Raw genomic sequence first — 25,466 nt, 5'->3', positions numbered from 1 at the left:
GGATACATTCAGCTATAGCTAACTTAATTTACACGTAACCAGAGACAAATTCTTTAGCCACATTCTGAATCTCATGCAACACGCCACCATTAATAAACAGGTTGGCTCTTGATTCATCCACGTGCAATGTCCAGTACTTGCGACCACCGTTATTAACCTGAATACCAATTTCTACATGCGTTATATACAGCACATTGTGCTCTGTGTAGTTCGTAAAAAAGATAACGGAGTAATCAACTACTTTACCGTCATAAACCAATTGTTTAACTGCCGTCTCAAAAGGGATCATTGCGGTATTTAAAGAGTGTGGCCCGGCAGCAAGGTTAAGACTTTGATCAGCCCCGCCAAGCGAGTGCGCGATAGCATGCAACCATTCTGAGTGCTCAATTTTACTTATTTGTGCTGCACTGCCCCCCATCACAGTACCTAAATTACTTCTTGGTGCAATTTTAGCCAAATCAGCAGCCCTGATAGTGACGTCCTGCTCCTGAATACCGCCGCTAATCGGAAAGCGGCCTTCATCTATCATACTGATATTTTTCTCTTCCATAGGGCCATACATCGCATCGGCTCTCATATGAGTAGCACTGACGGGTGGGCGGCGTTTAACACTCGACAATCTGCCGGCACTATTCAGTTTTAATGCACGGTGGTGGCCAAACACCTGGATTTCAGTATTCCATGGGCTTTCTTCTAATTTTTGGGCATACGCATCAGCGTCTTCATATCCAATGTGAATTTTTCTGTTGGCAAGAATACGCAGAATGTTTTCTGCCAATGTTTCCTCTTCACGCTGAATAATATTTTTCTGTAACTGCGCAGGCTGTAACAGGTTTTTATTGTTTTGGCTGTTGTTTACTATTTGCTGTAATTTTTTAAGTTGGCTGGTTTCCCGGCGCTGATCAACAAATTGCAATGACGGCTTGCTACATACTGCAGGCTGCTGATTTACGCTACGTTCATGTTGTTTTTCAGAGTGCGTTTTCATGCTGCTCCTTACAGTAAGGTAAAATTCAGCGCGCCGTTTACGCTGTCTTTTAGTGCATTCATAGCGGCATTTATTGCCTGCTCTACCGCCACCAGGCTCAGGCCTTTAACAGCCAGCAAGACAGTGCGCGAGGCATTGCGCTGGATCTCATGGTGTAGCCTGGCTTGTTCCGGCGTAATATCACCAGCAAGCCTTAAGCGCTCTATCATGGCAAAATTTTCAGCCAGCTTTTGCGCTTCTGTTTCAGCATAGCCTTTTATTGCCGGCCATTTGTCAGACAATTCGCCTTTAAAAACCTGCAGCATTGTTGCTGTAAGTTCTGCTACATCTAAGCTCATGCTATGCCCTTTATATTAAATCCTTTACGGTAAACTCTAGCTGCCACGGCGTTTCGCCAGTTCAAGCTTTAAAATAGCCGTAATGCTACTATTAAAACTGGTGCGCAGGTTCTCTATCTGCGCCGGCGTAAAGCAACCCAGTTGGTGCAGTTGCTCCAGCATAGTAAGGCTGCTTTTCAATAACTCTACCTGCTCTACAGTAATGTCGTTATCAGGAATAGCCCTTGCCCGCACAGCAATAGAGCTTACAGCAACTTTAGACTGCTGATAAAAGCTAATATGGTTGCTATAAGCACATTCAGGCAAACCAGCCTGGCTTTCTGCAGTAACAAAAAACATTTCAACATTTTGCTGCAATGCGGTAACCGCGTTGTCGGTTTTTTCGTCATAGCTGCTAATCAGTTTTACTGTGCAGCCGGATAGCAGCAACAAGGCCAAAGCCAGCCACAGCTGCAGTGTATGGTGTTTGCGTAACGTCACCTTAATCTCCGTTATTGGCGAAGTGGCTGGATATCATAGCGTTATTTAATAGTGCTAGCCGTTTTTTCCATCTGCAGTGCCATTTAGCGTTTTATTAATAATTTGCGGCACAAAGCGCTCAGAGAAACCTGCAACAAAACACCAGAACAACAACTTAGCAAAGTCTTCTGTAGTTTTTGGGTAGGTTTTACTAAAAATATCCCACATAAACTGATCATCCGGCCCATTGTTACCGGCTTGTGGTACAAAAAACTCCGGAAATAAATGGCCTGAAACAATACCGGACAGAAATACGCAATATAGCACCAGTGCAAATACCCCGCCGAAGATCGGCACCAATAAAATCTGGAACCAGGACTTTGTTAACATACCAAGCTCGGCATTGCTCACTTTAGGCAGCCGCTGCTGGATACTGACAAAGCCACCCACTATACCGCAAAGAAAACAGGCACTGGTGAGCAAAAACCGTTGCTGTAGCACATAGCTGACAGCAAATATCGAGGCAAAAAGTAGTACACAAATCAGCGTCATTATAATTAAACGCCGGGTAACCGTATGGTACTGCTCTATTCTGCTCATTAATGACAAGCCTGCAAAGTGCCAACAATGTCATAGGTATAATCGCTGTTTCTCTATAGCGCCACCATATTGATACGACTCAGGTTAAAGCCGGATAGTTAACTTGAATAGCTCTGTGAGTTACAACCATACCAAGCCTGCATACGGCTTATGCTTTAATGCCTCTAACCGCGTTTGCAGATTACCGCAATGAGCTTCCAGTCTATGCCCGTCTGGATCGAGAAAATAAACCGATTGCCCTTCACTGCTGTTTTGCTGCCACTCTGGTACACCTGCTTTACGCTGTTTTGTTGCAAATTCAGCGAAGTTCTGCTCTGCAATATCTAAAGCAATATGCGAATAATCCAGGCTTGGTGACGGTTTATCGCAGGATAAACAAAACCAAACACCGCCAAGGCTAACATAAGCCCCGCCATCCCAGCGCACATGCGCTTTCATACCAAGCAACTCAGTGTAAAACGCCAGTGAGCGCTCTAAGTCACTAACAGCGATGGTGATATGGTTTAGTCCCTGCAACATAGTAGCTTCTTAAGTGGCATAAATATCCGGCCGGTAAATTTCCATAAAAGTCTCGGGTTTATTCAGCGCGGTAAAACCGTATTTGGCGTATAAACCGTGTGCATTTGAGGTGGCCAGCGTAAAGCGGCGCACGCTCGCTACGTTGGGGTGCTGCAGCACTGCTGCCATTAACTTTGCGGCGATGCCGTGGCCGCGATACTCCGGCCAGACAATAACGTCGACCAAATTCGCAAAGGTGGCCTGATCGGTAATAATGCGGCAAAAGCCCACTTGTTGGTTTGTGGTATAAGCCCCAAGACATATTGAATGCGCAATGCTGCGGCGCACAGTATCGAGCGAAATGCCTTTGGCCCAGGAGCTTTCTGTACTAAGAAAATGATGAATTTTTCCGATATCCAGCCGCGATTTATCATCGCTGAGGGTTATTTCCTGCATCTGATCTCCCTATCCTTACAATCATCCAGCTTACTTTTTATCAAAACCAAACATTTGACGAAACTGGTTGGCAAAACTGCTGAATTTTTCTTTCATCGTCTGCTTTAGCTTCACATCCAATGAACCCAGAATGGAGTAGCCTTCTATTACAATCTGCGGCGCCTGACGCTCCCCCATAGATTGCGCCTGGTTATTGGTACTGCCGATAATATTAAACATATTCGATACCACATTAACCTGCTCGGGTACCAGAATATTCAGGCTGCCAATCCAGTTATTTACCCGGATAACAATATGCTGGTGCTGGAAAACCGCTTCGGTAAAGTCCAGTTCAACCGAACCCAGCACATTGATAATATTGATTTCTGCAGGCACCAGCCACTGGCCACGCTGCTGATTGGATGACAGCACACATAACATCTTCTCGTTGCGGGTATCATTGCCGGATTGATAACGGGGAGAAAAACTACGCTCTCGCTGCTGTTGATACTGACTGTCTGGCAGCAAGGTTAAATCGGCCACTACGTCTATCAGTTCCTGGTGGCTTTTGGCGTCAGTAGCAATATCCAGTCGTCGCTCAAAGGCTTCTGCCGATATAATGCCGTGGCTGTAATTCATAATCAGCTGATCTATTGCTTCCTGCCGCACCTGGTCAAACGGCCGATCTTCTATTTTTACTCCACTGGCATCAATGGCCATAACTAAGCTCCTGCTCATATTATTTATGAGCTAAAACGTTAGCACAGACTTAGCAAGCAGGTGGCGGTATTTGGTATCAAAATGTTAATGGTGTTTCTCAGGCCGGCATTAAAAAACCACCCGCAGGTGGTTTTTCTAAAACGCTTTGCAGCCTTACTTAAGTGTGACGCTAAGCTTGTTAATCACGTTAAGTGCTTTTTGCGTAGCGGCTTCTACCGTATCACTTAACGCCAGCGCCACACCCATACGGCGCTCGCCCTGAACTTCGGGTTTGGCGAAGATACGTAACTCGGTATCGGGCTCGGCTAAGGCTTCTGCCAGGCCATGGTACTGAATATCAGCGCTATTGCCGGGCACCAGTAGCACGGCAGATGCCGCCGGGCCGTATTGTTTAATATGCGGAATCGGCAGGCCTAAAATGGCGCGGGCGTGCAGCGAAAATTCGCTTAGTTGCTGTGAAATCAGCGTTACCATACCGGTATCGTGTGGCCGTGGTGATACTTCAGAAAACCACACTGTATCGCCTTTAATAAACAGTTCTACGCCAAATAAACCGCGCCCGCCTAAAGCCTCTACTACCGCTTTAGCGTAGCTTTTGGCCGTTTCAAAAGCCTTGTCGCTCATGGCTTGTGGCTGCCAGCTTTCGCGGTAATCGCCTTTTTCCTGGCGATGACCAATAGGTGCACAATATTGAATACCGAACAGCGAATTTACCGTTAATAAGGTAATTTCGTAATCAAAGTCGATAAAACCTTCCACGATAACCCTGCCCTTACCGGCACGGCCACCTTCCTGGGCATAAAGCCAGGCGGCGCCAAGATCTGCATCTGAGCGCAATACACTCTGGCCTTTGCCACTGGATGACATGATCGGTTTTACTACGCAAGGGTAACCAACGGCGTTTACTGCCGCGGTAAAGCTGTCTTTGTCGCTGGCAAACTGAAATGGCGAGGTCGCCAGTTTTAGCTCCTCGGCCGCTAAGCGGCGGATGCCTTCGCGGTTCATCGTCAGGTTAACTGCTTTGGCGCTGGGCACCACATTGAAGCCGCAGTCTTCCAGTTCAATTAATACTGAGGTAGCTATCGCTTCCAGCTCCGGCACAATTAAGGCTGGCTTTTCGCTGATCACCAGTTGGCGCAGCGCAGCGTTATCCAGCATCGACATCACTACCGCTTTATCGGCTACCTGCATTGCCGGTGCATTGGGGTAACGGTCTACGGCTATGACTTCACAACCGTAACGTTTAAGTTCAATACACAGCTCTTTACCCAGTTCGCCGGCACCTAATAACAGTACTTTAGTGCTGCTGGCAGTACCCGGGGTACCTATGTGTTGTATGTTATGTTGAGTGGTCATTTTACTTTCACCATTGGCCGTTTCGGGTTGCTCCAGTCGACATGGAACATTTTACCTTTGGCTTTGTCGGTACGTTCAAAGGTGTGGGCGCCAAAATAGTCGCGCTGGCCCTGTAACAGGTTTGCCGGTAATACCGCAGTGCGGTAAGAATCGTAGTAACTGAGTGCGGAGCTAAGTGCCGCTACCGGAATACCCGACAACGTAGCGTTGGCAACGGCTTTACGCCAGTTTTGCTGGTAAACCGAAATTTGTTTGGCGAAAAACGGGTCAAGCAGCAGGTTTTCCAGCTCGTCGTTGCGCTCGTACGCGCCGGTAATAGATTGCAAAAATACCGCGCGGATAATACAGCCGGCGCGCCAGATTTTGGCAATTTCAGCAAAGTTTAGCTGCCAGCCATGTTCATCGGCCGCGGTTTTCATTAAATGGAACCCCTGAGCATACACACAGATTTTGGCGCAGTACAACGCATCATGCAGGGCCTGAATAATCTCGTCTTTTTGCTCTGGCGAAATTAAATTTTGCGCCGGGCCAGCCAATACCGTAGCGGCTTTCACCCGTTCGCTTTTTAGCGCAGATAAAGAGCGGGCATATACGGCCTCAGCAATAGTTGGCGATGGGCTGCCAAGTTGCAGGCTGCTTACGGCTGTCCACAAGCCGGTGCCCTTTTGGCCGGCTTTGTCCATAATAACATCTACCAGCGGCAGGCCGGTTTCTGAGTCTTTGGTGGCCAGCACATCGGCGCTGATGCCAATTAAATAGCTGTTGAGCAGCCCTTCATTCCAGTGCTTAAACACCCCGGCAATTTCAGCAGCAGGCATGCCAAGAATGTCACGCATAACCTGATAGGCTTCGCAAATCAGCTGCATATCAGCGTATTCAATACCATTGTGCACCATTTTGACATAGTGGCCCGAGCCGCTGGGGCCAATATAGGTGGCGCATGGATCTCCTTCGGTAACCGGGTTACCCGGCTCAAAGCGTTCTATCGGTTTGCCGGTGGCCGGGTCGACCTTGGCGGCGATGGCTTCCCACAGTGGTTTAATGCGGGTCCAGGCGTATGGATCGCCACTTGGCATTAACGACGGGCCAAACCGTGCGCCTACTTCGCCACCCGATACGGCAGTAGAGAAGAAAATAAACTTACCTTCAAAATCTTTTTCCCGCGCAACGGTATCTGTCCACAGGCTGTTGCCGGTATCAACAATAATGTCATCGGCCTGAATGCCGGCATCGATTAATTTATGACAGACATCATCCACCGGTTTACCGGCGGGTACGGATAACACCACCAAATGCGGTGCCGATAAACGTGACAGTAATTCAGTGTACGAGCTGCAGGCAATAACGCGGGCCGGTTTGTCGCCACGTTCGGCTTTGTCCTGCGCCAGCACGGCTTCCAGCTTCTGATGGTCCAGATCAAAGGCGGCAACGCGGTAGCCGTTGTCTGCCAGGTTCAGGATCAGGTTTTTACCCATTACACCGGCGCCGACAAAACCAATATCACAAAGTGCAGCTGTGTCTGTCATCTGACATTCCTTCATTATTTTTCATTTTTGCGTGCTGCCAGCTCGCCAGCAGTAGCTTGTAAACGGCGCGCATTATACTGAAAACATGCTGATAAACCTACTGCCACACCGAGATACTGTGCGCATTCTGCTCATATTCTGTAAGCTTTGTGCTGCGGTTTTGCAGCAAACCTTTGTCTACACTGGTGTCGAACAGTAACTGCCAGCTGTGCTCCGGCAGGGTTAATGGCTGCACTTTGGCTTCGGCATTAAAGACAAACAACAAGCTGGCCTGATTAGCTTTATTTGTGATGCGGAAAATACAACCGGAGCGCTCAGGATCATGCCAGTCGTGCTGTTGTTTCTCAGTGCCATCAGGCAAATACCACTGGATCTGATGTTTATCGCCGTGCAGCTGATAGCTGTCGTCCAGCAGCGATAATTGCTGTAAACAGCGAAACTTTCGGCGAAACACCAGCATTTGCTGAACAAAATGCAGGAAATCTTCTTCGTCGCTGTCAAGGTGCCAGTCGAGCCAGCTGATATCGTTATCCTGACAATACGCATTATTATTGCCACGTTGTGTGTGGCTTAGCTCGTCACCACCGAGCCAGTGGATCATGCCCTGGCTAAGCAGTAAGGTGGCAACCAGATTACGTTTGTGTAAGTAGCGGCTGGCACGCACTGACGCGTCTTTACTGGGGCCTTCCACGCCGTGGTTACAACTTAAATTGTGGTTATGACCATCGCGGTTTTCTTCGCCGTTTAGCCAGTTATGTTTATCTTTATAGCTAACCACATCGTGCAGGGTAAAACCATCATGGTAGGTTAAATAGTTAACACTGCAGCAGGCCGGTTTATGGTGTTTCTGGAAGATATCGCGCGAGCCCAGTAAACGGGTGGTAAATTCCGGCAGTACACCTTTATCACCACGCCAGAAGGCACGAAAGGTATCACGGCATTTATCATTTAATTCAGACCAATGCGCCGGAAACTGCCCTAACTGATAACCACCGGGGCCAACATCCCACGGCTCGGCAATCAGTTTTACCTGCGATAATACCGGGTCTTGCGCAATAATTTGAAAAAACGCGGCATAAGGGTTAAAGCGTTTATGCTCGCGCGCCAGCGTCGTGGCTAAGTCAAAGCGAAAACCGTCTACCTGCATCTCAACAACCCAGTAACGCAGTGCATCCATCACCAGCTTTTGTGTTGCCGGGTGCGCCACGTTTAAGGTATTGCCACAGCCGGTGTAATTACAATGCTGGCTAAAATCGGTAATATCAGCATGGCTTTCAAACAGGTAATAGTGCTTATTAGCCAGCCCGCGTAAGCTTAATACCGGGCCGTCTTCGCCGGCTTCTGCCGAGTGGTTAAACACCACATCTAAAATAACTTCGATGCCAGCCTGATGATAGCTACGCACCAGGGTTTTAAACTCAGTTACAGAGTCCTGATATTGATAGCGTGGCTCTGGGGCAAAAAAACTTATCGGGTTATAACCCCAGTAATTACTCAGCTGTAACTTGTTTAACCGCGGCTCACTTAAAAATGCCGCTACCGGCAGTAACTGTAAGGTGGTAATGCCCAGTTTTTGTAAGTGCTTGATAACTGAAGGATGACATAAACCCAGATAGGTTCCGCGTAACTCTTCTGGCACCTCAGGGTGTTGCATAGTCATGCCCCTGACATGGGCTTCATAGATGACCGTTTTTTCCCGCGGAATTTTCGGTTTTACGCTGTCTTGCCAGTCAAACTGCTGTTGCGCCAGTACGCCTTTGGCCAGCATATAATGGCTTTTAGCGTTATATAACCGCTCGTTAAAACTCAAGGTACGGTTTAGCTGCTTTACGTAAGGGTCGAGCAACAGGCGGTCTTTATCAAATACCAGCCCTAAATCAGTGTCGTTCGGGCCATCTGCTTTTAACGCATACAAGGTGCCCGCTTCAATACCGGCCACCGCTATGTGCCAGATATCACCGGTGCGGCCGCTAAAGTTCAGCTCGCCCAGTAACTCCTCAGTGTCGGGCTGGTATAAGCAGAGTATTAAGCTGCGGGCGTCAGGGGCAAAGACAGCAAAGTTCCAGCTGCCAGAGCCCTCTTGGTCGGTAGTGTAAGTTGCGCCCAGTGGCGATGCGGTACCAAATGACAGCTTTAACAAGGGAATATGGTTACTCATCGCGTTGCTCTGTTTAGGTATTAATATTGTTTATGCTAACCGGCCTGGCCCTTTTTACGCAAATACAGGGTGGCCAGCGGCGGCAATTGCAAACAAATATGCTGCGCCAAACCATGATATGGCATGGCGATACTGTGTAAGGCTGCTCCCACTGTGTAGTTACTACCCCAGTAATAACTGCTATCGGTATTCAGAATCACCTCGTACTCGCCGCCCTGTTCTACTCCCAGTAAAAAGTTGTTACGCGGCAACGGGGTAAAGTTACACACCACATACACCGCATTGCCACTGCTGTCGCGGCGTAAAAAACTCAGGGTGCTGTTATCGGCGTCCTGATGATCCAGCCAGCGGAAACCGTCGTGCGCATAATCCAGTTCATACAGCGGTGCACAGCGCCGGTAGGTGTGGTTTAAATCGCGCAGCAGTTGCTGCATGCCACGGTGTTTATCATAATCCAGCAAGTGCCAGTCCAGGCTTTGGGTATGGCTCCACTCGCGTCCCTGAGCAAACTCGTTACCCATAAAATTCAGTTTTTTGCCTGGATGCGCAAACATAAAAGCGTAATAAGCGCGCAGGTTTGCTGCCTGCTGCCATTCATCGCCGGGCATTTTATTCAGTAAACTGCCTTTGCCGTGCACCACTTCGTCGTGCGATAGCGGCAAAATAAAGTTTTCGTTGTAGGCGTACACCATAGAAAACGTCAGATCGTTATGGTGATAACGCCGGTACGCCGGATCTTTACTGATATAACGCAGGCTGTCGTTCATCCAGCCCATATTCCATTTAAAGCCAAAGCCCAGCCCACCCATATCAACCGGGCGCGACACCATAGGAAAGGAGGTAGATTCTTCTGCAATAGTCATCGTATGCGGAAACTTGCGGTACACCTCGCTGTTAAACCAGCGGAAAAAGCTGATCGCCTCGTAATTATGGTTGCCACCATCAACATTGGGGATCCACTCGCCTTCTTTACGCGAATAATCCCAGTACAGCATTGAGGCTACGGCATCAACGCGCAGGCCGTCGATATGGAAATGCTCCAGCCAGTACAGTGCGCTGGCCACCAGAAACTGACGCACATAGTCTTTGCCGTAATCATAAATACAGGAGTTCCAGTCCGGGTGCCAGCCGCGACGCGGATCGGCATATTCATACAGATGGCTGCCATCGAACCGGGCTAAGCCGTGGCCGTCTTCCGGGAAATGCGCCGGAACCCAGTCCAGAATAACGCCAATACCGGCCTGGTGGCAGGCGTCAACAAAGTATTTAAAATCATCCGGTGTACCAAAGCGTGACGTAGGTGCAAATAACCCTAGCGGCTGATAGCCCCAGGAACCATCAAACGGATGCTCCATTACCGGCAACAATTCAATATGGGTGTAGCCCATATCCTGAATGTAAGGAATAAGCTGGGCGGCCAGTTCACGATAACTCACTGGCTGGTTGTCATCGCTGCGGCGCCAGGAGCCAGCCTGCAGCTCGTAGATACTCATCGGGCTGTTAAGCGGATTGGTTAGTTTACGGCTGCGCCAGCTATCGTCCTGCCACTGGTAACGGCTGTGGTCATATACTAAAGAGGCATGCGACGGATACTGCTCGGCATAAAATGCCATAGGATCAGCCTTATGCGGCAGCAAATGGCCGTTGCGGTCTTTAATTTCAAATTTATAGCGTACCCCGGCAGCCACCTCTGGCACCACTAATACCCAGTGGCCACAGTATGTGCGCTGCATTGGGTGTATCCGGCCATCCCAGCTGTTCATATCACCAATCAGGCTAACACTGGAGGCATCGGGCGCAAACACCGCAAAACGGGTGGCATTAACACTTTTACCGGCTAAATCCAGCGTAATTAACTGGGCACCCAACTGGCGGTACAGGTTTTCCGGCTCATTGGCAACATAGTGCACGGCGTAAAAAGCTTCATCGGTAAACTGGTAAGGGTCAAACAACGGGTATTGATGCTCGCCGTGTTTTACTGTCAGACGATAAGCTTCGGTTTTGCGCTTTTTGCTCAGCACCAGCTCAAATACGCCCGGATAATCGCTGTTTGCTGTCAGTTCACCCAGTAATTTACCGGTTTTAACAGAGTATGCGCTCACAGCAGTAGCCTGTGGCAGATATACCCGCAGCAACAACCCTGCGCTGCTGTCATCTTTCAGAGGTTGCCAGCCTAATAACGAAAAGGGTTCTGCACAGCTAACCTGTTGTAATAACGCTAAACTCATCGCCTGTCCTTTTTAGTTTTTCTGTCTCTACCTTAACAGCCACAGCCACAAAGGCTATGGCTTTTTACGCCAAAGCTTAGTTTGCAGCTTTACGCTGCTTGCTGATCTCTGTAAACAACTGCCTGATATCGTGGTTCTGGCTCCACTGCTCTATCGGCTCAGACAGCTTACGCCGCCAGTTCGGGTATTCGTTGCTGGTACCGGGAATATTTACCGGCTGTGTCATTTGCAATGCATCTTCCAGTTGTAAACATAATAGCTGGCTGGATGTCGCCGCCAGATGCCGCTGCATGGCGTAGTTCAGCGTTTGATCCATACCGAGGTTCTCGGCGCTGCGGCTGTAATCACCGGGTAAGCTTTGGTGGCCGTGTAATGAATCAAGAATACGCTGTTTATTGGCATGGCGCTGTGCATACAGGTCCTGGAACTGGGCTTTATCTTTATACAGGCCCAACTCTTTACCCAGACGTAAATCTTCGCAATGCCAAAAACCAATTAACGTAGGTAAATCATGGGTTGTCAGCGTGGCCATGGCCTGCACCGGGTAATGCTTTGGCGAGATATAGCCGCCATCGGCTGCGGTTTCAAAAAAGAACACCCGGTAAGAATACACATTGTACTGTGCCAATAACTCGCGGATACCGTCAGGCACGGTACCTAAATCTTCACCGATAATCACCGCCTGGTTACGCTGGCTTTCCAGCGCCAGTATACCGAGTAAGTCCATGATCGGGTAATACACATAAGCGCCACCACCGGCGTTTTCGGCTGTTTTGGGCACCCACCATAAACGCAGCAGTGCCATAACATGGTCGATACGCAGTGCACCGGCATGCTGCATATTGGCACGCAGCAGATCAATCATCGGTTGATAGCCCTGTTTATACAGCTGATACGGATACATCGGCGGCAAGCCCCAGTTTTGCCCGGCAGGCCCCAGCGGATCCGGCGGCGCTCCCACACTGGCATCGCGGCAGTATAAATCCGGGTTGCCCCAAATCTCGGTTGAGGCTTCACTGACACCTACCGCTAAATCACGGTACAGCCCCAGCAACATACCCGCATCCTTTGCTACTTGTTGTGCTTGTGCCAGTTGCTGCTGGGCCATAAACTGCAAGTAACAGTAAAAATCCAGTTCAGCCTGATGTTTAACGGCAAACGCCTGCACAGCGTCCGATTGCGGATCGCGGTATTCTTCCGGCCAGTTTGGCCAACCCCAGTGCATGCTGTCTTGCTGATACAAATATGCATGCAAGGCGTCATATAGTGCCAGTTGCTGTAAGCTGGCACCGCCATCGGTTTTAAACTGCTTAAAAGCTTTAGTCAGCGCTTTGTTATTATTACCTTTTTGCTCGGCAAACCATTGATACAGGCTTTTCATTACCGGCAGCTTTAACTGCATTACACCGCTGTAATCAACAAAATTCTTGCTGCGCTGCTGCGTAAGCTGCTGCACAAAAGCCGGTGCACTTACCAGGCTTTGCGTGCGGGCACACAAGCTAAAGCCCGGCATTGCCGTAACATCGATATAGCTGACATTAAGCCAGCGCCGTGACGACGGGCTATACGGGCTGGCACTTTCCGGCATCGCCGGATACAGCGCATGAATAGGGTTAAGGCCAATAAAATCGGCGCCAACACCAGCCAGATAGTTAACGGTATTGCTAAGATCGGTAAAATCGCCAATCCCCCAGTTGCGCTCTGAGCGCAGGCCATATAGCTGTAACGCTATGCCCCATTGCTTTTGGCTGTTAAAGTTTTGCGGCACAAAACACTGCCCCGGTGTAATGATCAGCTTTTGGGTAAAGGCAGTGTCGTTAAGGCTAAGCTGATGATAGCCCGCCGTCAGTTGTTGTGGCAGCAGATGCTGATACTGATGGTATTCCACCTCATCCAGCACCACGACCTGCACCAGCTCACCTTCTACCGGTGTCAGGTTAAATACCTGCTTAGCGCCATCTTCTGTCGTCAGGGTAAACGCAAGCTCCATATTGGCTTGCTCAAGCGTTACCTGCAGCAACAGTTGTAAAGGTTCATCAACACGCTGCACCGATACGGCCTGCAGTGGCTGTAGCCAGAAATCCAGTTGCCGTTCAAGTAATTGCAGGCGGGCTGTTTCGTCATCTTCAATGTCAAAGCCTTGTGCGGCCAACAGTTGCAGTTGATGCTGCTGCGTTACCATGCTGGGATTTCCCCAGGCATCATTAAAATCGGTTTCAATGCCACAAAATGCAATCAGTTCAGCCTGTAAGGTGGCGTCCATGAGAAATCCTTAGTCTAGTCAGTTGGCTACCGCTCATTCTAGGCGGCATTGCTGTTAAAGTCATTGTTCATTTATGTCATTAAATTACAGAAAAAACGCTTTACCCCCGTTTTAAACTTGAAAAATCCACTAAATAATGTAATTTTACTACACAACTTGTTTGTCTCATTTCAGAACATCTATCTAACGGGGTTAATATGACTATTCGTGTCGCGATTAACGGCTTTGGCCGCATTGGCCGCAACGTGCTGCGCGCTTTGTATGAAAGCAGCAAAAATTACGATATTAAAGTGGTTGCCATTAATGATTTAGGCGATGCCGCTATTAATGCTCACCTGCTGAAGTATGACACTGCGCACGGCATTTTTGCTGCCAATGTTGAGCACAACGACAAAGCTATTTATGTTAATCAGGACGAGATCCTGACATTAAGCGAGCGCAACCCGGCTAACTTACCGTGGAAACAACTTAATGTAGACGTAGTGCTGGAGTGTACCGGCCTGTTTACCGACCGTAAAACGGCAGGTGCGCACTTAGAAGCCGGCGCGAAAAAAGTTATCATTTCAGCTCCGGCTAAAGATGTTGATGCCACTATAGTGTATGGCGTAAACCATCAGATTTTAACGCCGCAAATGAACATTATTTCCAACGCGTCGTGCACCACTAACTGCTTAGCGCCGATTGCCAAGCCGTTAAACGATGCGCTGGGTATTGAATCCGGCCTGATGACCACTATCCATGCTTACACCAACGATCAGCGCTTAAGCGATGTGTATCACACAGATGTACGCCGTGCCCGTGCTGCTGCTATGTCGATGATCCCAACTAAAACCGGCGCTGCCGCTGCTGTTGGTTTAGTGGTACCTGAGCTGGTAGGCAAGTTTGATGGCTTAGCCGTGCGGGTTCCTACCCTTAATGTGTCGCTGGTAGATTTAACCTTTATTGCCGGTCGTAATACTTCTATTGACGAAGTTAACGATATTATCCGTAAAGCTGCAGCATCCGGCACTATGGCTGAAGTACTGGCCGTAAACGACTTACCGCTGGTATCGGTTGATTTTAACCACAATCCGAAATCATCTATTTTTGATGCGACTGAAACCCGCGTTAATGGCCGCTTAGTAAAAGTGATGAGCTGGTACGATAACGAATGGGGCTTTAGCAACCGTATGCTGGATAACACCGTTGAGTTTATGAAGCACGCTTAAAGCGTTGCATACGCAAACAGCCAGCTTTATGCTGGCTGTTTTGTTTATAGCTGCTTTTTGCTGCCCCACTCACTGGCAACAACGTCGAGGATACCATGCTAAATACCGCAATTAACCTGCAAACCGGTTTTGGCCATTTAACTGATCTGCCCTGCATTAGATTACAATTTGGCGAAGCTTCTGCCGTGATTTCTTTATACGGCGCTCAGGTGCTGTCTTATCAGCCAATACCGGGTAAAGACATCTTATGGCTGTCGCCACTGGCACAGTGGCATAACGAAATACCCATTCGTGGCGGTGTGCCGGTATGCTGGCCCTGGTTTGGCCCGGTCGATGCCCGGCTAAACCCACAGCAGCAGTCATTACCGAACCACGGTGTGGTAAGAACCCGGCTTTGGCAGTTAACCGGACAAACTGAAACAGAACAAGGCGTCAGCCTGACGCTGGCTGTTACAGTAAACGATTTACCGTTTTATAAAGGTGAAGTCACAGTTGAATTCAAACTAACACTCTCTGATACCCTTAGCATGACTTTGCAGTGCAGCACGTCTATGTTGCAACAAGCCGCACTGCATAGCTACTTTGCCGTGGATAATATCGGACAGACTGATGTTGCGTCTTTACCACTGGCTTATATTGATAAACTGACCGGCGAAACCGTGCAAACACACACTGACAAAGCGCAATTTAGCATGGAGGTAGATCGGATTTATCCATTAACAGGTGATGAGCTTAAGATTGGAGGTACCCAAACAGCTATCTTAGTTAGTCAGCAAGGACAGGATGCTACGGTAGTATGGAATCCTTGGCAGCAAAAAAGCATCCAAACCAAAGACTTGCCTGACGACAGCTATCAGCAGTTTATTTGTGTTGAAACGGCCCACCTGCAACTGAATAGCGCATTTACACTTGAGCTAACACAAAAACTGCAGTGCAGTTAATAGTGCAGATTTTTTAAGAACTGTTTCAAATCCTGCTGCGGGTAGCCAAGCTGCCCCAGCAGTTCCGGCACTTCATCCATTGGCATAAAAACATTCTCAAAATGCTCGATAATACCATATAAATCAGCACCCTTTTCTTTCAAACTCTGGGCTGTCGCCAAGTGTATATTGCGCACAAACTCGCTGGTCATATTCTTTACTCCAACTTAATTTTGCCGCCTGATAGTGGCGATTTTTTAAGCAAACCTCAAGCGATAAATTTGCTCTCTAACGCCAACTTGATTGAAGCTGTTGTTTTAAGATACGTTTTTTTCCATCGGCAAACTGAACTTCCAGTTGCAGTTGCCACAACATATCCGGATCGCTGCAGGCTCCGAGCAAAAATTCGGCCTGCCACATTCCCTGGTGCTGACTGAACCGCAGCGGCACTTTTCCCATATACATGGATACGCCGGTTAGCTCGCCGCTGACACTAAACACATCAGCGGCGGTCAGCTGCAGTAGCAGCGGCGTTTCAACCGGCGCATGCCCCGGGCTTAGCTCAAGCTGTATTGTGCTGTCATTTAATAGTGTAAGCGATGAGCCGGGTACTTTATCAGGCGGCTTGCAGGCGCAGAGGCAGCATAACAACAGTAAAAAAAGATAAAATACACGCATAACTAGCCAGATAAATGCTCAGGGTTGCCATATTGTACGCTGTTTTGATGAAATGCCTCAAACAGCAGCTACACTTGGTTACTTAATGAGCAGCGACTTTGTTCTAAATCATAAAACGGGCTGCTTTACCTATCTTTTTTGGGGTAAAACCCTTAAGATGCAGCCCCAAATTGGTAGGGTTAAACATTGCAAATACTGGATGTTAAACCTGCCTATAACAAGAATGGCTGCGCAAACAGCCTGTATCAGTAACCAGTATAAACTGCAGCGGAACTCAACATGAGCCAGACAAAATCGTTAAATGTTGACTACAACTATAGCGTTGTCCGCCTCTTTGCCTTAACCACCGTTCTTTGGGGGATTGTAGGCATGGCGGTGGGCGTGTTAATTGCGGCGCAACTCTATTGGCCAGCATTAAACTTTGACACTCCTTGGTTGACTTATAGTCGTCTTCGTCCTTTACATACCAATGCGGTAATCTTCGCTTTTGGTACCAGCGCCCTGTTCGCTACCAGCTATTACATAGTACAGCGTACTTGTCAGGTGCGGTTATTTGCAGAAAAACTGGCCATGTTTACTTTCTGGGGCTGGCAGGCTGTTATTGTCTCGGCCATCATTACCCTGCCAATGGGCTTAACCAGCAGCAAGGAATACGCTGAGTTGGAATGGCCAATTGATATTCTGATCACTCTGGTATGGGTATCTTACGCTATCGTGTTCTTCGGCACTTTAGTTAAGCGCAAAACCAGCCATATCTATGTCGCTAACTGGTTTTTAGGCGGCTTTATCCTTACGGTTGCGGCACTGCACATTGTAAACAGTATGGCCATGCCGGTAAGCGCGTTTAAATCTTACTCAATATACGCCGGTGCTGTGGATGCCATGATCCAGTGGTGGTACGGCCATAATGCGGTTGGCTTTCTGTTAACGGCTGGTTTCCTGGGTATGATGTACTACTTTGTACCTAAGCAGGCAGGTCGGCCGGTGTATTCATACCGCTTATCTATCGTGCATTTCTGGGCGCTGATTGCACTGTATATCTGGGCCGGCCCACACCATTTACACTACACTGCCCTGCCAGACTGGACTCAGTCTTTGGGTATGGTGATGTCCGTTGTGTTATTCGTGCCAAGCTGGGGCGGCATGATTAACGGTATTATGACGTTGTCAGGTGCCTGGCATAAGCTGAAAACCGACCCTATTCTGCGGTTCTTAATTGTTTCTCTGTCGTTCTATGGTATGTCTACCTTCGAAGGCCCGATGATGGCAATCAAATCAGTAAATGCACTGTCGCATTACACTGACTGGACTATCGGCCACGTGCACTCTGGTGCCTTAGGCTGGGTTGCGATGATTTCTATCGGCGCGATTTATCACCTGATCCCTGTGCTGTATAACCAGGGCCGGATGTACAGTATTTCGCTGATTAACACCCACTTCTGGCTACACACTATCGGTGTGGTGCTGTACATCGTGGCGATGTGGATCTCCGGTATTACCCAGGGCATGATGTGGCGTGCAGTTAACACTGACGGCACCCTGACTTACAGCTTTGTGCAAAGCTTAGAGGCGTCTAAACCTTTCTACCTGATGCGTTTTATCGGTGGTGTGTTTGTAGTAGCGGGTATGTTGCTGATGGCGTACAACGTTTATAAAACAGTGCGCGCTAAAGATGAAACATTACAACCTGTGCCAGCGGCAGCGTAAGAGGTAAATCATGTCAAACAAGAATCATCATGACAAAATTGAAAGAAGTGTTGGCCTGTTAGCAATATTAACGATTGTTGCCATCAGTTTCGGCACTCTGGTACTGATTACACCGCTGTTTTTTCTGGACGAAACCACGCAACCGGTTGACGGTATGACACCTTACACTGCGCTGCAGCTGGAAGGCCGTGATATCTATGTCCGCGAAGGTTGTGTCGGTTGTCATAGCCAGATGATCCGCCCTTTTCGGGCAGAAGTTGAACGCTATGGCCACTACTCTGTTGCCGGTGAAAGCGTATGGGATCACCCGTTCCTGTGGGGTTCTAAACGTACCGGCCCTGATCTGGCCCGCGTAGGCGAGCGCTACAGTGACGACTGGCATCACGCCCATTTAATGGACCCACGCTCAGTGGTGCCACAATCTAATATGCCAGCTTTTCCATGGTTAGATAAAAATGTGCTGGATGGTAAATATACAGCTAAAAAAATGCAGGTATTACAGCGCTATGGTGTGCCATACAGCGATGAAGATATCGCCGGCGCAGCGGCGGCTGTGCAGGGTAAAACTGAAATGCAAGCGCTGATAGCTTATCTGCAGTCGCTTGGCACGCACCTGAAGTAATGCCCATGGAATACGCAACGATACACAGTATTTTTACCGTCATTTTGTTTGTCGCCTTTATTGCCTTCGTGATCTGGGCATACAGCAAGAAACGCAAAACTGATTTCGATCAGGCTGCCAACCTGGTGTTTGAAGACGAACAAAAAGCACAACAAAAAACCAAACAGGAGTCGGATCATGAGTAGCTTTTGGAGTGCTTGGATCATAGTGTTAACCCTTCCGGTGCTGATCGGCTGTGCGATACTGCTGACCTGGAACCTGAAAAATTATGTCGGTGTACCTGAAGACGAAACTACCGGCCATGAAGTAGACGGTATTGAAGAAATAAACAACCCGTTACCGCGCTGGTGGACCTATATGTTCATTCTGACGCTGGTATGGTCAGTGTTTTATCTGGCAGCGTATCCGGGTCTGGGTAACTGGAAAGGCTTTTTAGGCTGGACCAGCTCAAACCAGGGTATTAAATCGCTGGAAGAGTCGCAATTAGCTGTAACAAAAGCAGTAGAAGAAGGCCGTAACGTTGAGCTGGACCGCGAAATGGTGCGGGCTGACGAAGTTTATGGCCCGGTATTCCAGCAGTTTGCCAAACGTGATGTGTTAGATCTGGCTTACGACGATGACGCCATCAAAATCGGCCAGCGGTTATTTTTGCAAAACTGTTCATTGTGTCACGGCTCTGACGCCCGTGGCCAGCACGGCTTCCCTAACCTGACTGACAACGACTGGTTATACGGCGGCACCCCGGACAAAATCAAAGAAACTCTGCTACATGGCCGTAAAGCGGCAATGCCAGGCTGGTTTGATGCGCTGGGCGAGCAAGGCATTAAAGAAATGACAGCTTATGTGCTTAGCTTGTCAGGCCGCTCGGTAAATGAACGTGACGCTGAAGCCGGTAAAACTAAATTTGCCTTGTGTGCTGCCTGTCATGGCCCGGATGGTAAAGGTAGTCTGGCGCACAATCTGCCATTCGGTGCGCCGAACCTGACAGACAATATCTGGTTATACGGCGGATCAGCCCGTGCGGTAGAAGAGACGCTGACTAAAGGTCGCAATGGTGTGATGCCAGCCTTTAAGCAAACTTTAGGCGAAGATAAAGTACATATTCTTACTGCCTACGTATACCGTTTAGCTCATCCGGAAAAACCTGCAGAGCAGCAATAAGCTTGTTTCGCTGTTCTGTACTTATAAGCCCCGATTCGGGGCTTATTGTTATTAGTGTTAAGGAAAGTTATGCAGCAAGATACAAAACCCTGGTATAAGCAGCTGTGGCCGTGGATTTTAATTGCTATTCCTGTTGCCACAGCATTAAAAGCCGTGCACACCGTATATATAATGCAGCAGCATACCCCTGATCTGGTGGTAGACGACTACTACAAAGAAGGCCGGGCTATTAATATGCAACTGGCAAAATACCGTGAGGCAGCGCTGCGTAACCTTAATGCAAAAGTATTAATTGCCGGCGATACGGCTGTAGTGCATTTTGCTGAAAACACCGTGCTGGATGGCGCGATACATTTAGATTTTTACCACCCTACTCTGGCCGAACGTGATTTTGCGCTGGATGCCGAGCGCAGCGGTGAGCTGGTTTATATTGCCAAATTACCTGTTACACCAACAGGAAAGTGGCAATTAGTGGTATCTGATGCATCCAGAGAGTGGAAGCTTCGGGCCACACTGGAATTGCCTGCGCAAACCGAAATTAAGCTTGGTTACTGACAGGGCGAATAAGTGAGTGCAGTCTATTGCTTTCATTGCCATGAACCTGTGCCATCTGGCACCTCATTTCAACTTGAGTTTGATGCTAAGCAGCGCCATTTTTGCTGTGCCGGCTGCCTGGCGGTCGCCGATACTATCATTAGCAGCAATTTAGCCGACTACTACCGCTTTCGTACTGAACCTGCCAGCCGCGCTAACGCTATACCTAAAGAGCTTGCAGTTGAGCTTAGCAGTTTTGACGCGCCGCAGGTGCTGGAAGATATCAGCACCCGGCAAGGCGAGCTGACTGAGCTGGAGCTGTCAATAAGCGGTATGAGCTGTGCCGCCTGTGCCTGGTTAATTGAAAAACAGCTGCGCCAGTTACCGGCCGTGCATCAGGTTAATGTCAATTCCACCACCCAGCGCTGCCATCTGCTGTGGCGCGCTGATGCCACACCACTTAGCGGTATTTTGAAGAGCCTCGCCGGTATTGGCTATCAGGCCAGCCCTTTTATTGCGGATCAGGAAGAGCAGGTATTTAAGCTTGAACTTAGCCGCTACCTAAAACGGCTGGCTGTATCGGGCATTATGACCATGCAGGTAATGATGCTGGCCGTAGCCCTGTATTTTGGCGAATATACCGGCATAGACGCGTCGCATCAGGGGTATATGCGCTGGATAAGCCTGCTGCTAACTCTGCCAGTTGTGCTTTATGCTGCCCTACCTTTTGTCAGTAGCGCCTGGCGCAGTATCAAAGCCCAGCAAATGAATATGGATGTGCCGGTTAGCCTGGCTATTTACTACACCTTTTTTGCTTCCGCCTATGCCACAGCATTTAACACCGGCGAAGTGTATTTTGAATCGGTTTGTATGTTTACCTTTTTGCTGCAGCTGGGTAAGTTTTTTGAATACCGCGCCCGTTCACGCGCGCGCGATGCTACCAGCAACTTGCTGAAAATCATGCCGGTAACCGCTACGCTGTTAAAAGACGGCGAACAGCAAGCCGTATCAGCCAGAAGATTGCAAAGCGGTGACTGCATTTTGATAAAGCCGGGCGAAACCATAGCAGCAGACGGCCAAATTATCAGCGGCCAAAGCTCAGCTGATGAATCAATGCTGACCGGTGAATATGCGCCGGTAAGTAAAAACATCGGCAGCCTGGTAATGGCCGGCAGTATTAACCATGACGGCTTGCTTAAGGTGGATGTCAGCCAACCTTTAGCATCATCCCGGCTGGGGCAGATTATTGCGTTGCAACAGCGCACGCTAAGCCAAAAGCCCGCAGTATTGCAACGTACTGACCGGCTGGCAAAATACTTTGTTGAGCGCCTGCTTATTATTGCCGCCGCGACTTTTGTGCTTTGGTACTTCTGGCTTGATGCCGATCGCGCGTTTTGGGTAACGCTATCAGTACTGGTGGCAACCTGCCCCTGTGCGCTAAGCCTTGCTACACCTACGGCCATTACCTGTGCATTGGCAAAGCTTAACCGTAGCGGCATCTTAATCAAAAATGCACAGGTGCTGGATGTACTGCCTGAGCTGACCCACATTGTGTTTGATAAAACCGGTACCCTGACCGAAGGGCGGTTTTCGATATCAGACATTATGCTGTTTAACCGCGACTACAGCGAAGCGCAGGCTCTGAACCTGATAGCAAACCTTGAAATATATTCCGAACATCCTATAGGCCGCGCTTTTGCCGATAAGCTGACAAATAAACTACCGCTTGAACAGGTTAATATTGTTGTTGGCAGCGGCATCAGCGCACAAGTTAATACAGTAACCATAAAAGTAGGTAGTGCAGCCTTTTGTGCTGTAGCCCCTCAGGCTAATGCCATGGTATATCTAAGTGCTGATAACCAGCTTATTGCCGCAGTTAGCCTGCATGATGCTGTACGCCAGGAAGTGCCGGCACTGATAAGTCAGTTGCAACAACAAGGTTACAAGCTGCTGATGCTGACCGGCGACAGTTCAGAACAGGCAGACATACTGCGGCAACAACTTGGTTTTGAGCAGATGGTCAAAGGCTGCTCTCCCGAGCAAAAAGTAGCTGAAATAACAGCCTTGGTTAGCGCCGGGCATAAAGTATTAATGCTCGGTGATGGCATAAATGACAGCCCAAGCTTCCATGCTGCACATGTATCAGTGGCGATGCAATCGGGGACAGACTTATCAAAAAATCAGGCTGATGTGGTATTGTTACAACATGACATTGGCTTAATTGCTGCACTGTTGCAGGGCAGCAAAGCAGCACAACGTGGCATCAGGCAGAATCTGGCCTGGTCAGTTGGCTACAACCTGATCATTATTCCACTGGCGGTTGCCGGTTTTGTTTCACCTTACATCGCTGTTATTGGCATGTCGTTCAGCTCGTTGCTGGTGGTATCAAATTCATTAAGGCTGCTTAAATAATGAGTGTTATTTATGTACTAATCCCGATTGCTATTTTGTTTGTATTGATTGGCCTGGCAGTGTTTTTCTGGGCAGTTCGCAGCAAACAGTTTGAGGATCTGGATAAAGAAGGTTTCAGCATACTGTTTGATGAAAAAACAGCCGCCAATAAAGATAAACAAGACCCTCCTGCCCCATGAGCAACGATCTGCTTGCCGCATTATTAATAGGCTTTTTGGGTAGCGGCCATTGCCTGGTAATGTGCGGTGGCATTGTTGGTGCCTTGCAACTGGCGATGCCGGCACAAAGCTCGACTAAAAAATTATTTCTGCAACTGACATTAAGCGCGGGCCGGCTAACAACCTATGCGGTGTTTGGCGCTATTGTCGGCTATGCCGGAGTCAGTGCGATGCAGCTGGCTGGTGCTTCAATGCTTTGGCTGCGCTTAGTAGCCGGTATTTTACTGATTATGATGGCGTTGTATATCAGCCGGTTATGGTTTGGTTTACTGCTGCTGGAAAAAGCCGGCCAGACTCTATGGCAGTATGTACAGCCGGTGTCGCGCCGCTTTTTGCCACTAGACTCATTAACCAAAGCCTATGCTTATGGCCTGTGCTGGGGCGCATTGCCTTGCGGTCTGGTGTACAGTGCCTTAGGCTGGAGCCTGGCCAGTGGCAGTGCTTCTGCCGGTGCAGCATTGATGCTGGCATTTGGCCTGGGCACTTTGCCGGCCATCTTATTAACCGGCAGCGCCGCACAACTAATGAGCAAGTTGAAAAGCCACACGGCTGTGCGATATACCGCTGCGGCCATGCTGGCTATTTACGGCAGCTATACGATATGGCTTGCTATAAAACGTATGGTTTTTTAAGCTGTTACTATTATCTATAAAAGGCAAGGATACCGCTATGCAACGCTCTGCTATTAACTGTCAGGACTGTGGTTTCAGCCAGCTATGTTTACCCTTTAGTTTGAACGAAAACGAGCTAACCCGGCTGGATGACATTATTCAGCGTAAAAAACCGATGCATAAAGGAGATATGCTGTTTGAAGCCGGCCAGGCACAAAAATGCCTGTATGCCATTCGTACCGGTTCGTTTAAAACCTTTACCCTGACCGATCAGGGCGAGCAGCAAATTACCGGTTTTCATCTGCCCGGCGATATTGTAGGCTTTGACGGTTTAAGTAAACAGCTGCACCCCAGCTATGCGGAAACACTGGAAACCGCGATGGTATGCGAAATTCCACTGCCAAACCTGGAAACCTTACTCGATCAATTGCCTCGCTTACGCCAGCAAATAATGCGCCTGATGAGTGAAGATATTCAGGCTGATCAGCAAATGATGCTGTTGTTAAACCGCAAAACCGCTGAGCAAAAACTAGCCACCTTTTTATCTCAGCTGGGCCAGCGTTATGCCAGCCGTGGTTTTTCAGCCAATGAGTTTCGTTTAACCATGACACGCAGCGATATTGGCAATTATCTGGGGCTGACAGTAGAAACCATTAGCCGCTTACTGAGCAAACTGGATAAAGAGCAGTTAATTCAGGTAGACGGTAAACTGATTAGTATTAAAGACCAACCCGCCTTATCCAAACTGGCCGCCCTTACAGCGCATTGCTGAAATACACCGCGTTTAACTTGCGCTGGCGCAAGTTAAACGCAGGCAAACAGTGCTAATTTGACTACACTTAAAGGCGAAGTCGCAAAGTGGAGCAGTTTATGTCAGCTTACAATAATGTGTTGGTTGTACTGGACCCCAGTGTAGAACAACAGAAAGCCCTTAACCGGGCCATAGAGCTAACCCGGTTACAGGGTGGCAAACTTACCGCCTTTTTATCGGTGTACGACTTTTCCTACGAAATGACCACTATGCTATCCGGCGAAGAGCGCGAGTCTATGCGCCAGGCAGTTATTAAAGATCGCGAGCTGTGGATCAGTGAACTGACAGAGCGTCATCGTGCTGCCGGATTAAATATCGTTATTAAAGTGGTGTGGCACAGCCGCCCTTTTGAAGCCATTGTGCATGCGGTACTGGAAGATAACTACGATCTGGTGATTAAAGGCACCCATGATCATGACGTACTTAAATCGATGATTTTCACCCCCACCGACTGGCATGTACTGCGTAAATGCCCCTGCCCGGTGCTGATGGTTAAAGATCATGACTGGCCGCAAGGCGGTAATATTATTGCGGCGGTAAATGCCGGCAGTGAGCAGGAACATCATTTATCACTAAATCAGCGGGTAATCGCCAAAGCAATGCAAATGGCAACAATGCTTGATGCCAGCACCCATCTGGTTAATGCCTTTCCGGGTACACCGGTAAATATCGCGATAGAAATTCCCGAGTTTAATCCGCAGGAATATAACAGCACGATGAAACACCATCATGCTGATGCAGTAGCCGCCCTGGCCAAACAGTTTGATATCGACAGCCAGCACTGTCATGTGCTGGAAGGTATGCCTGAAGATGTATTACCGCAAATAGCCACTAAACTGGATGCCGAAATGGTGGTTATTGGTACTATTGGCCGCACCGGCCTGTCGGCTGCCATTATTGGCAACACTGCAGAGCACGTTATAGATCGGCTGGATTGTGACGTACTGGCGGTAAAACCGGCCAACTTTGTTTGCCCGTTGCAGAAAGACTGAGTTTTATCCTGCAGCACAGCTTT

At 48.7% G+C, this 25,466-nt stretch carries 26 protein-coding genes; 12 read left to right on the top strand and 14 right to left on the bottom strand.

All coding sequences use genetic code 11. The annotated features are described in order from the left end of the window. Positions 1-28: 28 nt before the first annotated feature. The 12 genes from AR688_RS08195 to malQ all read right to left on the bottom strand — a co-directional run bounded on the left by AR688_RS08195 (position 29) and on the right by malQ (position 13,569). Positions 29-988, bottom strand: coding sequence for a hypothetical protein (locus AR688_RS08195; RefSeq protein WP_068231834.1), 960 nt, complete (start codon positions 986-988; stop codon positions 29-31). A gap of 8 nt (positions 989-996) precedes the next feature. Beyond that, the gene (locus AR688_RS08190; RefSeq protein ID WP_068231831.1) at positions 997-1,326 is read right to left on the bottom strand and encodes a hypothetical protein; all 330 of its coding nucleotides are present in this window, start codon (positions 1,324-1,326) and stop codon (positions 997-999) included. 36 nt (positions 1,327-1,362) lie between these two features. Beyond that, positions 1,363-1,806, bottom strand: a complete 444-nt coding sequence (locus tag AR688_RS08185; protein WP_068231828.1) for a hypothetical protein — start codon at positions 1,804-1,806, stop codon at positions 1,363-1,365. Positions 1,807-1,860: 54 nt separating this feature from the next. After that, positions 1,861-2,385 (bottom strand): hypothetical protein, encoded by a 525-nt coding sequence (locus AR688_RS08180; protein WP_068231825.1) that lies wholly within the window; start codon positions 2,383-2,385, stop codon positions 1,861-1,863. Positions 2,386-2,505: 120 nt separating this feature from the next. Continuing rightward, complete coding sequence (gene fos, locus AR688_RS08175; RefSeq protein ID WP_068231822.1) at positions 2,506-2,904, bottom strand: fosfomycin resistance glutathione transferase; 399 nt, start codon at positions 2,902-2,904, stop codon at positions 2,506-2,508. A gap of 9 nt (positions 2,905-2,913) precedes the next feature. Then, positions 2,914-3,339 carry a GNAT family N-acetyltransferase gene (locus tag AR688_RS08170; RefSeq protein ID WP_068231819.1) on the bottom strand — a complete coding sequence of 142 codons (426 nt, stop codon included), beginning with the start codon at positions 3,337-3,339 and terminating at the stop codon, positions 2,914-2,916. 30 nt (positions 3,340-3,369) lie between these two features. Continuing rightward, positions 3,370-4,038, bottom strand: coding sequence for a DUF1707 SHOCT-like domain-containing protein (locus AR688_RS08165; protein WP_068231817.1), 669 nt, complete (start codon positions 4,036-4,038; stop codon positions 3,370-3,372). A gap of 153 nt (positions 4,039-4,191) precedes the next feature. Beyond that, positions 4,192-5,394, bottom strand: coding sequence for a formate-dependent phosphoribosylglycinamide formyltransferase (gene purT / locus AR688_RS08160; protein WP_068231815.1), 1,203 nt, complete (start codon positions 5,392-5,394; stop codon positions 4,192-4,194). Then, complete coding sequence (gene gndA, locus AR688_RS08155; protein WP_068231813.1) at positions 5,391-6,920, bottom strand: NADP-dependent phosphogluconate dehydrogenase; 1,530 nt, start codon at positions 6,918-6,920, stop codon at positions 5,391-5,393. The genes purT and gndA overlap by 4 nt, the downstream gene beginning before the upstream one ends. A 97-nt stretch (positions 6,921-7,017) precedes the next feature. Beyond that, a complete protein-coding gene (gene glgX / locus AR688_RS08150; RefSeq protein WP_068231810.1) occupies positions 7,018-9,078 on the bottom strand; it encodes a glycogen debranching protein GlgX in 2,061 nt (686 codons plus the stop codon). Between the two features lie 35 nt (positions 9,079-9,113). Further along, positions 9,114-11,306, bottom strand: coding sequence for a 1,4-alpha-glucan branching protein GlgB (glgB, locus tag AR688_RS08145; protein WP_068231807.1), 2,193 nt, complete (start codon positions 11,304-11,306; stop codon positions 9,114-9,116). A gap of 76 nt (positions 11,307-11,382) precedes the next feature. Next, positions 11,383-13,569, bottom strand: coding sequence for a 4-alpha-glucanotransferase (gene malQ / locus AR688_RS08140; RefSeq protein WP_068231804.1), 2,187 nt, complete (start codon positions 13,567-13,569; stop codon positions 11,383-11,385). A 197-nt stretch (positions 13,570-13,766) separates the two neighbouring features. Between malQ and gap the strand changes: the two genes are divergently transcribed. Continuing rightward, entirely contained in the window at positions 13,767-14,777 is a 1,011-nt protein-coding gene (gene gap / locus AR688_RS08135) for a type I glyceraldehyde-3-phosphate dehydrogenase (protein WP_068231801.1), read from the top strand. A 95-nt stretch (positions 14,778-14,872) separates the two neighbouring features. Further along, a complete protein-coding gene (locus AR688_RS08130; protein ID WP_068231799.1) occupies positions 14,873-15,718 on the top strand; it encodes a D-hexose-6-phosphate mutarotase in 846 nt (281 codons plus the stop codon). On the opposite strand, the gene AR688_RS08125 is transcribed toward AR688_RS08130, so the two are convergent. Together AR688_RS08125 and AR688_RS08120 are read right to left on the bottom strand one after the other, a co-directional pair. Continuing rightward, a complete protein-coding gene (locus AR688_RS08125; protein WP_068231796.1) occupies positions 15,715-15,909 on the bottom strand; it encodes a hypothetical protein in 195 nt (64 codons plus the stop codon). The genes AR688_RS08130 and AR688_RS08125 overlap by 4 nt on opposite strands. Positions 15,910-15,985: 76 nt before the next feature. Further along, positions 15,986-16,375, bottom strand: a complete 390-nt coding sequence (locus AR688_RS08120) for a hypothetical protein (RefSeq protein WP_068231793.1) — start codon at positions 16,373-16,375, stop codon at positions 15,986-15,988. Positions 16,376-16,654: 279 nt separating this feature from the next. Between AR688_RS08120 and ccoN the strand changes: the two genes are divergently transcribed. The 10 genes from ccoN (at position 16,655) to uspE (ending at position 25,443) form a co-directional block, all read left to right on the top strand. Continuing rightward, a complete protein-coding gene (ccoN, locus tag AR688_RS08110) occupies positions 16,655-18,082 on the top strand; it encodes a cytochrome-c oxidase, cbb3-type subunit I (RefSeq protein WP_068231789.1) in 1,428 nt (475 codons plus the stop codon). Positions 18,083-18,092: 10 nt separating this feature from the next. Continuing rightward, positions 18,093-18,704 carry a cytochrome-c oxidase, cbb3-type subunit II gene (ccoO, locus tag AR688_RS08105; protein ID WP_068231786.1) on the top strand — a complete coding sequence of 204 codons (612 nt, stop codon included), beginning with the start codon at positions 18,093-18,095 and terminating at the stop codon, positions 18,702-18,704. 5 nt (positions 18,705-18,709) lie between these two features. Further along, positions 18,710-18,889: a cbb3-type cytochrome oxidase subunit 3 gene (locus tag AR688_RS08100; RefSeq protein WP_068232105.1), complete on the top strand. Its 180-nt coding sequence runs from the start codon at positions 18,710-18,712 to the stop codon at positions 18,887-18,889. After that, on the top strand, positions 18,882-19,865 hold the full coding sequence (gene ccoP, locus AR688_RS08095) for a cytochrome-c oxidase, cbb3-type subunit III (RefSeq protein WP_068231783.1): 984 nt from the start codon (positions 18,882-18,884) through the stop codon (positions 19,863-19,865). The genes AR688_RS08100 and ccoP overlap by 8 nt, the downstream gene beginning before the upstream one ends. Before the next feature lie 69 nt (positions 19,866-19,934). Further along, complete coding sequence (locus tag AR688_RS08090; protein WP_068231778.1) at positions 19,935-20,420, top strand: FixH family protein; 486 nt, start codon at positions 19,935-19,937, stop codon at positions 20,418-20,420. A gap of 12 nt (positions 20,421-20,432) precedes the next feature. Beyond that, a complete protein-coding gene (locus AR688_RS08085; RefSeq protein ID WP_068231775.1) occupies positions 20,433-22,811 on the top strand; it encodes a heavy metal translocating P-type ATPase in 2,379 nt (792 codons plus the stop codon). After that, on the top strand, positions 22,811-22,990 hold the full coding sequence (ccoS, locus tag AR688_RS08080) for a cbb3-type cytochrome oxidase assembly protein CcoS (RefSeq protein ID WP_068231773.1): 180 nt from the start codon (positions 22,811-22,813) through the stop codon (positions 22,988-22,990). The genes AR688_RS08085 and ccoS overlap by 1 nt, the downstream gene beginning before the upstream one ends. Next, the gene (locus AR688_RS08075) at positions 22,987-23,661 is read left to right on the top strand and encodes a sulfite exporter TauE/SafE family protein (protein ID WP_068231770.1); all 675 of its coding nucleotides are present in this window, start codon (positions 22,987-22,989) and stop codon (positions 23,659-23,661) included. Before ccoS ends, AR688_RS08075 begins: the two co-directional genes overlap by 4 nt. A gap of 37 nt (positions 23,662-23,698) precedes the next feature. Then, positions 23,699-24,412, top strand: coding sequence for a fumarate/nitrate reduction transcriptional regulator Fnr (gene fnr, locus AR688_RS08070; protein ID WP_068231767.1), 714 nt, complete (start codon positions 23,699-23,701; stop codon positions 24,410-24,412). A 98-nt stretch (positions 24,413-24,510) separates the two neighbouring features. Further along, positions 24,511-25,443 (top strand): universal stress protein UspE, encoded by a 933-nt coding sequence (gene uspE / locus AR688_RS08065; RefSeq protein ID WP_068232103.1) that lies wholly within the window; start codon positions 24,511-24,513, stop codon positions 25,441-25,443. Positions 25,444-25,466 lie beyond the last annotated feature (23 nt).

Source organism: Rheinheimera sp. EpRS3 (assembly GCF_001513785.1).
Lineage (GTDB): Bacteria > Pseudomonadota > Gammaproteobacteria > Enterobacterales > Alteromonadaceae > Alishewanella.
Note: the sequence above shows the minus strand (reverse complement) of the source record. Positions and strands in the feature narration are given on the sequence as shown.

What these genes read in the sequence shown, in the direction of transcription:
- malQ (WP_068231804.1), bottom strand. Translation starts at nt 13,569, where the DNA reads ATGGACGCCACCTTACAGGCTGAACTGATTGCATTTTGTGGCATTGAA.
- gap (WP_068231801.1), top strand. Translation starts at nt 13,767, where the DNA reads ATGACTATTCGTGTCGCGATTAACGGCTTTGGCCGCATTGGCCGCAAC.
- AR688_RS08165 (WP_068231817.1), bottom strand. Translation starts at nt 4,038, where the DNA reads ATGGCCATTGATGCCAGTGGAGTAAAAATAGAAGATCGGCCGTTTGAC.
- ccoS (WP_068231773.1), top strand. Translation starts at nt 22,811, where the DNA reads ATGAGTGTTATTTATGTACTAATCCCGATTGCTATTTTGTTTGTATTG.
- AR688_RS08180 (WP_068231825.1), bottom strand. Translation starts at nt 2,385, where the DNA reads ATGAGCAGAATAGAGCAGTACCATACGGTTACCCGGCGTTTAATTATA.
- ccoO (WP_068231786.1), top strand. Translation starts at nt 18,093, where the DNA reads ATGTCAAACAAGAATCATCATGACAAAATTGAAAGAAGTGTTGGCCTG.
- AR688_RS08090 (WP_068231778.1), top strand. Translation starts at nt 19,935, where the DNA reads ATGCAGCAAGATACAAAACCCTGGTATAAGCAGCTGTGGCCGTGGATT.
- fos (WP_068231822.1), bottom strand. Translation starts at nt 2,904, where the DNA reads ATGTTGCAGGGACTAAACCATATCACCATCGCTGTTAGTGACTTAGAG.
- AR688_RS08120 (WP_068231793.1), bottom strand. Translation starts at nt 16,375, where the DNA reads ATGCGTGTATTTTATCTTTTTTTACTGTTGTTATGCTGCCTCTGCGCC.
- AR688_RS08130 (WP_068231799.1), top strand. Translation starts at nt 14,873, where the DNA reads ATGCTAAATACCGCAATTAACCTGCAAACCGGTTTTGGCCATTTAACT.
- gndA (WP_068231813.1), bottom strand. Translation starts at nt 6,920, where the DNA reads ATGACAGACACAGCTGCACTTTGTGATATTGGTTTTGTCGGCGCCGGT.
- ccoP (WP_068231783.1), top strand. Translation starts at nt 18,882, where the DNA reads ATGAGTAGCTTTTGGAGTGCTTGGATCATAGTGTTAACCCTTCCGGTG.
- AR688_RS08170 (WP_068231819.1), bottom strand. Translation starts at nt 3,339, where the DNA reads ATGCAGGAAATAACCCTCAGCGATGATAAATCGCGGCTGGATATCGGA.
- AR688_RS08075 (WP_068231770.1), top strand. Translation starts at nt 22,987, where the DNA reads ATGAGCAACGATCTGCTTGCCGCATTATTAATAGGCTTTTTGGGTAGC.
- ccoN (WP_068231789.1), top strand. Translation starts at nt 16,655, where the DNA reads ATGAGCCAGACAAAATCGTTAAATGTTGACTACAACTATAGCGTTGTC.
- glgB (WP_068231807.1), bottom strand. Translation starts at nt 11,306, where the DNA reads ATGAGTTTAGCGTTATTACAACAGGTTAGCTGTGCAGAACCCTTTTCG.
- AR688_RS08195 (WP_068231834.1), bottom strand. Translation starts at nt 988, where the DNA reads ATGAAAACGCACTCTGAAAAACAACATGAACGTAGCGTAAATCAGCAG.
- AR688_RS08125 (WP_068231796.1), bottom strand. Translation starts at nt 15,909, where the DNA reads ATGACCAGCGAGTTTGTGCGCAATATACACTTGGCGACAGCCCAGAGT.
- AR688_RS08100 (WP_068232105.1), top strand. Translation starts at nt 18,710, where the DNA reads ATGGAATACGCAACGATACACAGTATTTTTACCGTCATTTTGTTTGTC.
- AR688_RS08190 (WP_068231831.1), bottom strand. Translation starts at nt 1,326, where the DNA reads ATGAGCTTAGATGTAGCAGAACTTACAGCAACAATGCTGCAGGTTTTT.
- purT (WP_068231815.1), bottom strand. Translation starts at nt 5,394, where the DNA reads ATGACCACTCAACATAACATACAACACATAGGTACCCCGGGTACTGCC.
- glgX (WP_068231810.1), bottom strand. Translation starts at nt 9,078, where the DNA reads ATGAGTAACCATATTCCCTTGTTAAAGCTGTCATTTGGTACCGCATCG.
- uspE (WP_068232103.1), top strand. Translation starts at nt 24,511, where the DNA reads ATGTCAGCTTACAATAATGTGTTGGTTGTACTGGACCCCAGTGTAGAA.
- fnr (WP_068231767.1), top strand. Translation starts at nt 23,699, where the DNA reads ATGCAACGCTCTGCTATTAACTGTCAGGACTGTGGTTTCAGCCAGCTA.